Origin of the sequence: Pseudorhodoferax sp. Leaf274 (genome assembly GCF_001422445.1) — a bacterium.
GTDB lineage: Bacteria > Pseudomonadota > Gammaproteobacteria > Burkholderiales > Burkholderiaceae_C > Pseudorhodoferax.
The window spans coordinates 51717-63668 of the sequence record NZ_LMNA01000009.1; the positions used below are offsets into that span (position 1 = coordinate 51717).

Annotated in this window: 15 protein-coding genes and 1 pseudogene; 12 read left to right on the plus strand and 4 right to left on the minus strand. The window is 67.9% G+C overall.

Annotated elements, in window-relative coordinates; genetic code table 11:
- Positions 1-93 precede the first annotated feature (93 nt).
- From ASF44_RS13020 to ASF44_RS13040, 5 genes are all read left to right on the plus strand, one after another.
- Positions 94-609, plus strand: a complete 516-nt coding sequence (locus tag ASF44_RS13020) for a hypothetical protein (protein ID WP_156374484.1) — start codon at positions 94-96, stop codon at positions 607-609.
- Positions 609-803, plus strand: coding sequence for a hypothetical protein (locus tag ASF44_RS13025; RefSeq protein WP_056899665.1), 195 nt, complete (start codon positions 609-611; stop codon positions 801-803). The genes ASF44_RS13020 and ASF44_RS13025 overlap by 1 nt, the downstream gene beginning before the upstream one ends.
- 858 nt (positions 804-1661) lie before the next feature.
- A complete protein-coding gene (locus tag ASF44_RS13030) occupies positions 1662-1907 on the plus strand; it encodes a hypothetical protein (RefSeq protein ID WP_056899666.1) in 246 nt (81 codons plus the stop codon).
- Positions 1904-3025 (plus strand): site-specific integrase, encoded by a 1122-nt coding sequence (locus ASF44_RS13035; RefSeq protein ID WP_056899667.1) that lies wholly within the window; start codon positions 1904-1906, stop codon positions 3023-3025. Before ASF44_RS13030 ends, ASF44_RS13035 begins: the two co-directional genes overlap by 4 nt.
- Before the next feature lie 140 nt (positions 3026-3165).
- The gene (locus tag ASF44_RS13040) at positions 3166-3609 is read left to right on the plus strand and encodes a DUF2501 domain-containing protein (protein ID WP_056899668.1); all 444 of its coding nucleotides are present in this window, start codon (positions 3166-3168) and stop codon (positions 3607-3609) included.
- 31 nt (positions 3610-3640) lie between these two features.
- Here ASF44_RS13040 and ASF44_RS13045 read toward each other — a convergent pair whose 3' ends face one another.
- Positions 3641-4120: a YqaA family protein gene (locus tag ASF44_RS13045; protein WP_056899669.1), complete on the minus strand. Its 480-nt coding sequence runs from the start codon at positions 4118-4120 to the stop codon at positions 3641-3643.
- 121 nt (positions 4121-4241) lie between these two features.
- Between ASF44_RS13045 and dusB the strand changes: the two genes are divergently transcribed.
- The 3 genes from dusB to purH are packed head-to-tail and all read left to right on the plus strand — an operon-like array spanning position 4242 to position 7184.
- Entirely contained in the window at positions 4242-5282 is a 1041-nt protein-coding gene (gene dusB / locus ASF44_RS13050) for a tRNA dihydrouridine synthase DusB (RefSeq protein ID WP_056899670.1), read from the plus strand.
- Positions 5279-5515 (plus strand): helix-turn-helix domain-containing protein, encoded by a 237-nt coding sequence (locus tag ASF44_RS13055; RefSeq protein ID WP_056899671.1) that lies wholly within the window; start codon positions 5279-5281, stop codon positions 5513-5515. The genes dusB and ASF44_RS13055 overlap by 4 nt, the downstream gene beginning before the upstream one ends.
- A 37-nt stretch (positions 5516-5552) precedes the next feature.
- The gene (purH, locus tag ASF44_RS13060; RefSeq protein ID WP_056899672.1) at positions 5553-7184 is read left to right on the plus strand and encodes a bifunctional phosphoribosylaminoimidazolecarboxamide formyltransferase/IMP cyclohydrolase; all 1632 of its coding nucleotides are present in this window, start codon (positions 5553-5555) and stop codon (positions 7182-7184) included.
- 67 nt (positions 7185-7251) lie between these two features.
- On the opposite strand, the gene ASF44_RS13065 is transcribed toward purH, so the two are convergent.
- The 3 genes from ASF44_RS13065 to ASF44_RS13075 all read right to left on the minus strand — a co-directional run bounded on the left by ASF44_RS13065 (position 7252) and on the right by ASF44_RS13075 (position 10333).
- Positions 7252-7998, minus strand: a complete 747-nt coding sequence (locus ASF44_RS13065) for a glycine zipper 2TM domain-containing protein (RefSeq protein WP_082524746.1) — start codon at positions 7996-7998, stop codon at positions 7252-7254.
- 92 nt (positions 7999-8090) lie between these two features.
- Positions 8091-9392, minus strand: a complete 1302-nt coding sequence (gene hemL / locus ASF44_RS13070) for a glutamate-1-semialdehyde 2,1-aminomutase (protein ID WP_056899673.1) — start codon at positions 9390-9392, stop codon at positions 8091-8093.
- Positions 9393-9397: 5 nt separating this feature from the next.
- On the minus strand, positions 9398-10333 hold the full coding sequence (locus ASF44_RS13075) for a bifunctional hydroxymethylpyrimidine kinase/phosphomethylpyrimidine kinase (protein ID WP_056899674.1): 936 nt from the start codon (positions 10331-10333) through the stop codon (positions 9398-9400).
- Between the two features lie 145 nt (positions 10334-10478).
- On the opposite strand from ASF44_RS13075, the gene ASF44_RS13080 reads away from it, so the two are divergent.
- The 4 genes and pseudogenes from ASF44_RS13080 to ASF44_RS13095 form a co-directional block, all read left to right on the plus strand.
- Positions 10479-10631 (plus strand): rubredoxin, encoded by a 153-nt coding sequence (locus ASF44_RS13080; RefSeq protein WP_056664812.1) that lies wholly within the window; start codon positions 10479-10481, stop codon positions 10629-10631.
- A gap of 25 nt (positions 10632-10656) precedes the next feature.
- Positions 10657-11046, plus strand: a complete 390-nt coding sequence (locus ASF44_RS13085) for a PleD family two-component system response regulator (RefSeq protein WP_056899675.1) — start codon at positions 10657-10659, stop codon at positions 11044-11046.
- A 23-nt stretch (positions 11047-11069) separates the two neighbouring features.
- Positions 11070-11552, plus strand: a complete 483-nt coding sequence (locus ASF44_RS13090) for a chemotaxis protein CheW (protein WP_156374485.1) — start codon at positions 11070-11072, stop codon at positions 11550-11552.
- Positions 11551-11931, plus strand: a pseudogene (locus ASF44_RS13095) (methyl-accepting chemotaxis protein); the annotation flags it as partial. The gene ASF44_RS13090 and the pseudogene ASF44_RS13095, both read left to right, overlap by 2 nt.
- Positions 11932-11952: the final 21 nt, after the last annotated feature.

Below are 11952 nucleotides of genomic sequence, written 5' to 3' on the forward strand. Positions count from 1 at the left end.
TGATCACCTTCAACGGCGAGGACAAGATGTTCCGCAAGGGCCCGGCCGACTTGCCAGGTCGCGCCCTGCCCGATGACGACAACGAGGATCCCGATGACGAAGCGCCTATGGACCGCGGAGGAAGACGCACGGCTGCGAGCCATGTACACGACGGCCACGGTGAAGCAGATCGCGGAGCTGTTGAACCGCACGGAAATGTCGATCCGCATTCGGGCCTGGGAACAGGGTCTTCGGAAGCACCACAAACCGGCTTGCAACTGGAAGCCGATCGGCTCGGAGCGGATGGACCGCGGGATCCTGATCAGGAAGGTGACGGACACCGGCCGCGACAAGAAGGACTGGAAGCGGGTGGACGTGATCGAGTGGGAGGCCAAGAACGGCCCGATTCCCCCGGGGTACAGCCTGATGCTCAAGGACGGGAACGGCCCGAGGACGCAAGACAACCTGGCGCTGTTCACGAAGAGCGAGCACTTCAAGCGGGCGAGCGTGCACGCCATGCCCCCGGAGATCGCAGCGCTGTATCAGCTCAAGGGGCAGATCACGCAAGCCATCAACAGGCGGACGCGGACGGAGCAGCAAGCCCCATCGGAGCCATCCGACGACACCTGATGGCGACTCTGGCAGACCTGCGTGACCGCGAGAACCCGATGCCCATCGACCGCGCCAAGGCTGTGGCCGAGGTGGCCACGGTGCTGATCAACAGCGCCAAGGTCGAAGTCGAGTACCTGAAAGTGACCAAGCGCAAGACCGGCGAGTTCTTCCGGCCGGGAAAGGTGGTCGAGAACGGAGGCCCCAATGGATGAAGAACGCAGCGCTACGGCCACGGTTCGGGCCGCGGGGAGCTACGAGCCCTATGCCCTAGCGTGGCTCAACATCGCGCGACAGCAGAAAAACTGCCCCGTCAGGAAACTCTCGCTGCGAACGCGCAAGCCGATGTATCACCTCCCAGTGCAAGCGATAGGCCATGACAGGGGCCTCCCCACCGGTGAGGCTTCGTCCCGCCAGCATTTCCAAGGCCGGAACGCTGATCAGACAGGGACGATCTCTACCTCCGACAAAAAACTCAACCCGGCGCGGATTGATCCTGTACTGGGCGTGCTGGTCGGCGTTCACTGCGTTTTCTGCGGCGGCTCATTAGTTCAGCCAAAAATTCTGACCGAAGAATCAAACGCCCGGTACATCAAAAGACATGTGCCAGGGCCAGCCGGAGCGAACGCTAAACAGAGTCGGCGAGAGGCATCTGTGCTTTTTCAACGAGCTGGTGCCGCCGCCTCGAGCGCATCAACTCACATATTGGAGTTGCGTGCTTTCAGCGCGGTGTTTTGGTGGAGGAGCCACCCCTGCGCCCAGGCAAGCTCGGTTCGCTTCGCCGGAGCATCCTGCCAGTCGGAAACGGCATGTGGATTGAAGTGGAAGCAAACGCCTCGCCTAAACGCCTGCCATCCCTCAAGTTTTGCATTGGTCACGCTAAGAGTCATAGGGCATCCGAAGGGACTGGCGCGCCTGGGGAGCCCCGCGCGTAATCGACGGATGTTCTACCTCATCCGTGGCCACGTCAACGACGCCGACCCGACGCGGTTGGTCGAGGCCGCTGCCAGGACCTCTCCAACGCATGACGAAGCGCGCGATCGGCCAGTTCTCCGGCACGCGGAGGTGTTTGCGTGACTGCCGCCGTTCGTTGGGTCACTGTCGGGCTGGCGTCGGAACTGACAGGCTTCACCGAGGAGTTCTTCCAAGAGCACTCCCGGGGTGGCCTTTGGATTGAGGGCAAGGTCTGGAAGTGGGTGCAGGGCCGCAAGCTGTTTGACCTGCAGGCGCTGTACGACTGGATCGACCATCAGCCCAGCATTCCCTCGCGGCGAGGCCGTAAACCGAAGGACGAGGCCTGCCAGGTGATCGACGCATGAGCGGCGTGATCGTTCGCGACCGGCACCTGCAGATCGATCTGCGCGCGCAGGGCTTCGGCCGTGAGCGCCTGGAGATCGAGCCGACACCGGTCAACATCAAGTATGCCGAACGACTTCGCCTGGAGATCCTGGGCAAGATCGAGCGTGGCACCTTCGCGCTGGGGGACTACTTCCCGAACTCTCCGCGGGTGGCGAAGGATGCGCCGAGCATGACCTGGGCTGAGGTGGCGGCCGAGTGGAAGAAGGTGAAGCGCGGCGAGATCGAGCACAGCACCGCGCACAGCTACGCCCAGACGCTTTCGTCCAAGCACTTCACCGACTGGCAGGGCCTGCGCATGAACGCGCTGGACTACCGTGCGCTGATGGCCAAACTGGCCGCGCTGCCGCAACACCCGAAGACCTGGAACAACATCGCCAGCGTGCTCAGCATGGTGCTGGAGTACGCGAGCAAGGCGAAGCTGCTGCGCGAGCCGCTGCACCAGCACGTTGAGATGCGCCGTGCCAAGAAGCCGCTTCCGGACCCGTTCACCCTGGAAGAGGTCGAGCTGATGCTGTCCAAGATGCGCAACGACCGCGGCCGGCTGTACTACGAGTTCGCCTTCTTCAGCGGCCTTCGGCCAAGCGAGCAGATCGCATTGCGTTGGTCGAAGGTGGACTTCAAGCGGGGGACGGTGACGATCGACACTGCATTCACGCGCAGTGCGGAGAAGGGCACCAAGACGGGAGTGTCGCGCGAAGTCGAGCTGACAGGGCGAGCCCTGGCCGTCCTCGAAGAGCAGCGCGCCGTGAGCCATCTTGCCGGCGACCATGTGTTTCTTGGCATGGACAACCTGTTCTACACGACGACGAAGGGGCCGCTGGATGGCTGGTGGAAGCCAGCGATGAAGCTTTCCGGCCTACGCCACCGCGACGCGCGTCAGACGCGACACACCTTCGCGACGGTTTGTCTGCACGCCGGCAGCACGCCGGCCTGGGTGGCGCGTCAGCTCGGGCACTCGGTGGAGATGTTCTACCGTGTCTACTCCAAGTGGATCGAGGCGGCCGACGCGGGGTCCGAAGTCAGGCGGCTGAACAGCTTTCTGTCGGGTCAGAAAACCGGGACACAGACCGGGACATGACCCGCTTTTTCGGTGGTGTTCGCCGACCGCTTCCAGAGGGAGAATGGGGGGGTCAAGAAATTCGGCTGTTTTCCCTCTGCCTATAGGACCGGGTTCGATTCCTGTCGAGGGGACCAGCCTGAACCAACCAGGACTCCACCATGGCCCGCCTTCGCCTGCGCACCTCCACACTCGCCCTCGTGCTGCTGACCGCCCTGTCGGCGCAGGGCGCCAGCCCGCTCGACCAGCTCAAGAGCGCCGCCGGCGAACAACTGGGTGGTGGCAGTGGCGGCGCGGCCGGCATGCTCGGCGGCTTGGGCCTGCCCAGCATCGGCAGCGGCACGGCCAGCAATGCGGCCGGCGTGCTGCAGTACTGCATCGAGCGCAAGTACCTGGCCGGCGGTGCGGCCGGCATCAAGGACAAGCTGCTGGGCAAGGTCGGCCTGGGCGGCGGCAAGGAGACGCAGGACAAGGGCTACCAGAGCGGCCTGTCCGGCATCCTGAACGGCAGCGACGGCAAGTCCTTCGACATGGGCAAGATCCAGGACCAGCTCAAGGACAAGGCCTGCGGCTACGTGCTGGACAACGCCAAGTCGCTGGTCTGAGGCACCCCGGCTTGGGCGGCCGGCCTGCCACTCAGTGCCAGGCCCCTGGGAACGCCCACACCAGCGATCCCGTCATCGCCAGGTAGCGCAGGAACTTGCCGATGGCCATGTAGAACAGGCAAGGCCAGAACGGCAACTTCAGCCAACCCGCCACGGCGCACAGCGGATCGCCCACCGCCGGCAGCCAGGCCAGCAGGCAGGCCTTGGGCCCCAGCCGCTTCAGCCAGCCCAGCACGCGCACGTGGTGCGATGAATGGCTGTAGCGGTCAGCCACCTTGTGTGCGCCGTAGCCCATCCACCAGTCCACCGCACCGCCCAGCGTGTTTCCCACGGTGGCGACCAGGATGGCTGGCCAGAACATCTCGGGATTGAGCTTGACCAGGCCGAACACGACCGGCTCGGAGCCCAGCGGCAGCAGCGTCGCCGAGATGAACGACACGACGAACACCGTGCTCAGGCCGAACTCGGGCAGCGCCAGCGCGCTCAACAATTGGTTCAGCCAGGCTTCCATGAGCGGGCCAGTATAGGGATCCGGCGCATGGCGTCTGTAGGCGGGCGGATTGTTTCAATTGCTGAAATATGAGGCAGCTAGAATCGCTCCCCCGCCTCCGCCCCCACCCCTTCGCCCCACCATGCAGATCGGCCAGTTCCCATTGGCGAACAACGTGTTTGCCGCCCCCATGGCCGGGGTGACGGACCGCCCGTTCCGCCAGCTGTGCAAGCAGCTCGGGGCCGGCTATGCGGTGAGCGAGATGGTGACCTCGCGGCGCGACCTGTGGAATTCGTTGAAGACCTCGCGCCGCGCCGACCACACCGGCGAGGCCGCCCCGATCGCCGTGCAGATCGCCGGCACTGATCCGGACATGATGGCCGAGGCCGCCGCCTACAACGTGGACCGCGGCGCCCAGATCATCGACATCAACATGGGCTGCCCGGCCAAGAAGGTCTGCAACAAGTGGGCCGGCTCGGCCCTGATGCAGAACGAGGCACTGGCGGTGTCCATCGCCGAGGCCGTGGTGGCCGTCTGCGCGCCGCGCAACGTGCCGGTCACGCTGAAGATGCGCACCGGCTGGTGCGCACAGCACCGCAATGCCGTGGTGCTGGCGCGCGCCTTCGAAGGCGTGGGCGTGCAGATGCTGACCGTGCACGGCCGCACGCGCGAGCAGGGCTACAGCGGCCATGCCGAGTACGACACCATCGCCGCGGTGAAGGCCGCCGTGCGCGTGCCGGTGGTGGCCAACGGCGACATCGCCACGCCGGAGCAGGCGCGCGCGGTGCTGGCCGCCACGGGCGCGGACGCCGTCATGATCGGCCGCGCGGCCCAGGGCCGGCCCTGGATCTTCCGCGAGGTGGCGCACTTCCTGGCCACCGGCGAACACCTGGCGCCGCCGCTGGTGGCCGAGGTCCGCCGCCTGCTGCTGGACCACCTGGCCGAGCACTATGCGCTTTACGGCGAGTACACCGGCGTGCGCTCGGCGCGCAAGCACATCGGCTGGTATGTGCGCCAGCTGCCGGGTGGGGAAGATTTCCGCCAGCGCATGAACCGGCTGGAGCAGCCGGACGAACAACTGGCCGCCGTGGCCGCATTCATGGACGAGATGGGCAGCCGCCACGAGCGCATGCCCACGCCCGAACCGGGCAGCGCAGAACTTCTGGAGGAGACCGCAGCGTGAGCAAGAAAAGTATCGAAGAGTGCGTGCGCAGCAGCCTGGAAACCTACCTGAAGGACCTGCACGGGATAGAGCCGGGCGGGGTCTACGAGATGATGATCCGCGCCGTCGAGAAGCCCATGCTCGAGGTCGTCATGCAGCACGCCGAGCACAACCAGTCGCGCGCGGCCGAATGGCTGGGCCTGAACCGCAACACGCTGCGCAAGAAGCTGGTCGACCACAAGCTCATCAAGTGAGCCCCTTCCCTTTCTCTCGCCTTTTCCCCTCCATCCGATGAATGCACTGATCTCCGTTTCCGACAAGACCGGCGTGCTGGCGCTGGCCCAGGGCCTGCACGCGCTGGGCGTCAAGCTGCTGTCCACCGGCGGCACCGCCAAGCTGCTGGCCGATGCCGGCCTGCCGGTGACCGAGGTGGCCGACCACACCGGTTTCCCTGAGATGCTGGACGGCCGCGTCAAGACGCTGCACCCCAAGATCCACGGCGGCCTGCTGGCGCGCCGCGCGCTGCCGGCCCACGTGGCTGCGCTGGCCGAGCATGGCATCGACACCATCGACCTGCTGGTGGTGAACCTCTACCCGTTCGAGGCCACCGTGGCCAAGCCCGGCTGCACGCTGGAAGACGCCATCGAGAACATCGACATCGGCGGCCCGGCCATGGTGCGCAGCGCCGCCAAGAACTGGCAGGACGTGGCCGTGCTGACCGATGCCTCCCAGTACGAAGCGGTGCTGGCCGAACTGCAGGCCGGCAACGGCAAGCTCTCGGACAAGACACGCTTCGCGCTGTCGGTGGCCGCGTTCAACCGCATCGCCGACTACGACGGCGCCATCAGCGATTTCCTGTCGGCCGTCGACTTCGAAGCCAGCGCCGGCCAGCCCGCCCCCGTGCGCGCGCCGTTCCCTGCGCAGAGCAACGGCCGCTTCGTCAAGCTGCAGGACCTGCGCTACGGCGAGAACCCGCACCAGCAGGCCGCGTTCTACCGCGACCTGCACCCGGCGCCCGGTTCGCTGGTCAGCGCCAGGCAGCTGCAGGGCAAGGAGCTTTCGTACAACAACATCGCCGATGCCGACGCGGCCTGGGAATGCGTCAAGAGCTTCGACGAGCCGGCCTGCGTGATCGTCAAGCATGCCAACCCCTGCGGCGTGGCCGTCGGTGCCGATGCGCTGCAGGCCTACGGCAAGGCCTTCCAGACCGACCCGACCTCGGCCTTCGGCGGCATCATCGCCTTCAACCGGCCGGTCGACCTGGCGACAGCGCAGCAGGTGCACAAGCAGTTCGTCGAGGTGCTGATGGCGCCGGGCTACAGCGACGAGGCGCTGGCGCTGTTCCAGTCCACCAAGGCCAAGCAGAACGTGCGCGTGCTCGAGATCGCCCTGCCGAACGCCTATGGCGCCGCTGACGCGGCGCGTGGCGGCTCCAGCGATTGGGACAACGGCCGCAACGCCATGGACGTTAAGCGCATCGGCTCGGGCCTGTTGATCCAGACCGCCGACAACCACGCGCTGCAGTTGGCCGACCTCAAGGTCGTGACCAAGAAACAGCCCACGCCGCAACAGCTGCAAGACCTGCTGTTCGCCTGGAAGGTCGCCAAGTACGTCAAGAGCAATGCCATCGTGTTCTGCAAGGACGGCATGACCATGGGCGTGGGCGCCGGCCAGATGAGCCGACTGGACTCGGCCCGCATCGCCAGCATCAAGGCCGAGCACGCCAAGCTCTCGCTGGCCGGCACGGTGGTGGCGAGCGACGCCTTCTTCCCGTTCCGCGACGGGCTGGACGTGGTGGTGGACGCGGGCGCGACCTGCGTGATCCAGCCCGGCGGCTCCATGCGCGACCAGGAGGTCATCGACGCAGCGGACGAGCGCGGCGTGGCCATGGTGTTTTCGGGCGTGCGGCACTTCCGCCACTGAGCCCAGGCCTGCGCCAACGAAAAAAGCCCGCTCTTGGCAAGCGGGCTTTTTTGTGGGGCGGTGGCTCTCAGCGCCAGTACGGCCGCGGGCCGTAGTAGCGTGGCGGCGGCCCGTAGTAGCGCGGCGCCGGCGCATAGTGGCGGTGGGACAGGTTGGCACCGATCACGCCCAGGCCGATGCCGATGGCCAGCGGGGCCACATAGGACGAGGACGGCGTGCTGTAGACAGGCGCCGACTCATAGACCGTGGTCACCGGCTCGGTCTGGTAGACCGCCGTGGCCGGCTGCACGTAGGTGGTGCTGGAGATGATGCGGGCCGGCGCGCGCACCGGCGCCTGCTGCGGCGGCACGCTGCCGATGGGCGTGACCTGCAGCGGCACGCTCGGGCCCGGGTCGTTGGCCATCTGCACCTGGTAGCGGCGGCCGGCGTACTCGTAGACCACGTCGTAATAGGCGGCCTGGTTCTGGTAGAAGGTCTGCGTGCTGCAGTTCTGCACGGTCTGGACCTGGTCGGGCTGCTGGCCCTCGACCTGGTTGCCGACCACGGCACCGCCCAGGGCGCCGATCGCGGTCGCCGCGGCGTGGCCGCTGCCACCGCCGAAGGCACTGCCGATCACGCCACCGGCAATCGCTCCGATCACGGCGCCGGCCCCCGAGGGCCGCGAGGCCGTGACCACCTGCTGGTTGTTGCAGACCAGGCGCGGCACGGCCACCTGCTGCATCACGGGCGTGGCCGAGATCACCGTGCCGTACTCCTGGGCAAGCACCGTGGCGCTCAGCAGGCTGGCGCCGGTGAGAAGCAAAAGCTTTTTCATGGTGATCCTTACGATCTGCGGGCCTGCGAAAAGTTTAGGCCTTTACACAGGCTTTTCAACGTCCGGGACGCGCCCGGCGTTGACGGGCTGGATCAGCCCCCAGCCAACGTGCGGAACACGGCGCGCGCGGCGTCCACCGTCTGCGCGATGTCGTCTTCGCTGTGGGCGGCGCTGACGAAACCGGCTTCGTACAGGGCGGGCGCGATGTACACACCACGCTCCAGCAAGCCATGAAACAGTTTGTTAAAGCGCGGGCCGTCGGTGGTCATGACGGTGCGGTATTTCTGCGGCAGCGCATCGAGCAGGAAGAAACCGAACATGCCGCCTTCGCTGTCGCCGCTGAACGGCACGCCTTCGTCGGCCGCGGCCTGGCGCAGCCCGGCCACCAGGGCCTGCGTGTGCCGTGCCAGCGCCTCGTAGAAGCCCGGCTTGCCGATCTCGTGCAGCGTGGCGAGGCCGCAGGCCGTGGCCACCGGGTTGCCCGACAGCGTGCCGGCCTGGTAGACGGGCCCCAGCGGCGCCAGCTGCTCCATGACGGCACGGCGCCCGCCGAAGGCCGCCAGCGGCATGCCGCCGCCGATGACCTTGCCCAGCACCGTGATGTCGGGCACGAAGCCGGGGATGTCCTTGGCGTAGACGCTCTGGGCCCCGCCCAGCGCCACGCGGAAACCCGTCATGACCTCGTCGAACACCAGCAGCGCGCCGTGCTGCGTGCACAGCTCGCGGCAGCGCCGCATGAAGGGCACGCTGGCGCGCACGAAGTTCATGTTGCCCGCGATCGGCTCGATCATGAGGCAGGCCAGCGCAGCGCCGTGCTCGGCAAAGGCCTGCTCCAGGCCCGCGAGGTCGTTGTACTCGAGCACCAGCGTGTCCTGCACCACCTCGGGCGGCACGCCGGCGCTGGTCGGGTTGCCGAAGGTCGCCAGGCCCGAGCCGGCCTTGACCAGCAGCGCATCCGCATGGCCGTGGTAGCAGCCCTCGAACTTGATGATCTTCTTGCGCCCGGTGGCGCCGCGCGCCAGCCGGATCGCGCTCATCGCGGCCTCGGTGCCGGAGCTGACCAGGCGCACCATGTCCATGGACGGCAGGTGCGCCAGGATGGCTTCGGCCAGCTCGATCTCGCGCTCGGTCGGCGCGCCGAACGAGAAGCCCTGCACGGCCGCTTCCTGCACGGCCGCGAGCACCGCCGGGTGGCCGTGGCCGAGGATCATCGGGCCCCAGGAGCCGATGTAGTCGGTGTAGCGCCTGCCTTCGGCATCCCAGAAGTAGGCGCCCTGGGCGCGTTGCACGAAGCGTGGCACGCCGCCCACCGCGCGGAAGGCGCGCACGGGCGAGTTGACGCCGCCGGGAATCACGCGCTGCGCGCGTGCGAACAGTTCTTCGTTGGTGCTCATGGTGGTCAGTGGCGCACGGCGCCGTCGTCGTTGTCGGCCTCGGTTCCAGCCTCTTCCTCGCCGCCCTCACCCTCTTCGCCATCCTCGGGCTGGGCCCAGAACATGCGGTCCGGCAGCACATGGCCCATGCCGGGGCGGAAACCGCCGTCCAGGCTCTGGTCCAGGTAGGTCAGCGCCTCGCCCACGGCCTCGCCGAGTTCCGCGCCGCTGGCCAGCAGCGCGGCCAGGGCGGCCGACAGCGTGTCGCCCGCGCCCGTGAACTGGGCCTCGAACAGCTCGAAGCGCGCACTGGCCAGCACGGTCTGCGGCGTGGCCAGCACGTTGTCCACGTGCTGCTCGGGCAGCAGGATGCCGGTGACCAGCGTGTACGGCGCGCCCTTGTCGGCCGCGGCCTTGGCGATGTCGCGCGGCGAGGGGCTGCGCTGGGCGCTCCAGTCCGGCAGCAGCCAGCGCCACAGCGTGCTGTGGTTGCCCACGAGCACGGTGGTCTGCGGCAGCAGCAGCTCCTGGAAGGCATCGAGGTAGGCGTCGATCTGGTCCTCTTCCCACCACGACAGGTTGGGCATGTAGGCCACGACGGGCACGTCGGCGTAGTCGGCCGTCAGCTCGGCGATGGCCGACAGGTTCTCGGGGCTGCCGACGAAGCCGACCTTGATGACCTGCACCGCCATGTCCTCGAGCACGGCGCGCGCCTGCTCGGTCACGGCCTCCTCGTCGAAGCTGAAGTGGTCGAAGATCTCGGCGCTGTCGCGCGCATAGCTGCCCGTCACCACCGGCAGGGCATGCGCGCCCACCGATGCGATGGCCACCGCGTCGGCCGACAAACCGCCCGCGCCGCTGGGGTCGTTGGCGTTGAAGACCAGCACGCAGGCCGGACCGGCGTCCTCGTCCGTGGCAGACGCGTCGGGCTCGGAACCAGGGGATGCGTCAGGGTCGTTCATGCGGATGGCGGCGGGGCCTTGGGAGGGGGGTGGAGGGGCGTGCGCTGGAGCCTTGCCACCGGGCATTGCGCCCGGGACGCCTCTATACAATCGCCGGCATTCTATTGGAACGCCCCCGAACACTGTGACCGACCCTAAAACCTGGATGTGCCTGATCTGCGGCTGGATTTACGACGAAGCGGCAGGCGCGCCGGACGACGGCATCGCGCCGGGCACGCTGTGGGCCGATGTCCCGATGAACTGGACCTGCCCCGAGTGCGGCGCCCGCAAGGAAGACTTCGAGATGGTCCAGATCTGAGCGCCGGAACAGGACTCGCGGAACCATGACGACCACCACCCCCAGCCTGCGCGTGATGGTGGTCGACGACAGCAACACCATCCGCCGCAGCGCCGAGATCTTCCTCAAGCAGGCCGGCCACGAGGTGCTGCTGGCCGAAGACGGTTTCGACGCGCTGGCCAAGGTCAACGACCACGCGCCGCAGCTGATCTTCTGCGACATCCTGATGCCCAGGCTCGATGGCTACCAGACCTGCGCCATCATCAAGCGCAACGCGCGCTTCGCCGACATCCCGGTGGTCATGCTGTCGTCCAAGGACAGCGTGTTCGACAAGGCCCGCGGCCGCATGGTCGGCTCGCTCGACCACCTGACCAAGCCGTTCACCAAGGACCAGCTGCTGCAGGCCGTGCTGCAGTACGGGCGCCCTGGCGCGTGACCCCGGTCGCCACCGGCTGCGCCATGGCTCCGCACGACACCGCCCCCACCCTGCCGCCCGCGCACTGGCTGGCCGTGCAGGCCGGCGGCCAGCGCTGCCTGGTGCCGCTGGCCCAGGCCGGCGAGATCTTCCCGTGGACCGCCGTGCAGCCCACCCCGTACACGCGCGCGTGGTTCCTGGGCGTGGCCAACCTGCGCGGCGACCTGTGCGGCGTGGTCGACCTGGGGCGCTTCCTGCAGCGCGATGCGCCACGCAGCGAGGACACCGCGACGCCCGATGCCAAGCTGCTGGGCTTTCACCCCGCCATCGGCCTGAACTGCGCGCTGCGCATCGACCGGCTGCTGGGCCTGCGCAGCGCGGACGCCTTCGGGCCGGCAGCGCCCGGCACGCCGGACGTGCCGGCCTGGCTCGGCCCGCAGCACACCGACGCCGAAGGCCTCGTTTGGCAGACCCTGGACCTGCAGGCGCTGGCGCATTCGCCCGCCTTCCTGGCCATCGATGCCTGAGCGCCTGCACAGCGCCACTGGCGCCATGGACACGGTGCGCGTGCAGATCCAGGACGCCGCCAAACGCATCAAGCGCCTGGGCGAATCGTCCCAGCAGATGGGCGAGATCACCGCCCTGGCCGCCGACCTGGCCGAGCAGGCCCAGGTGCTGGCGTTGAACGCCGCCATCCAGGCCGCCTCGGCCCCGGCATGCGGACAGGGCTTCGCGACGGTGGCCAGCGAGGCGCAACGCCTGGCGGCGTGCTCGGCCGACGCCGCCAGCCTGATCGCCGGGCTCGTGCAGGCGCTGCAGTCCGACACGCACGACGCCATGGCCGCGATGGATCGCGCCACCCAGGGCGTGGTGGCCGGTGCGCGGCTGCTCGAAGGCCCCGCCACCCCCTTCCCCGTGCCCAGCCCC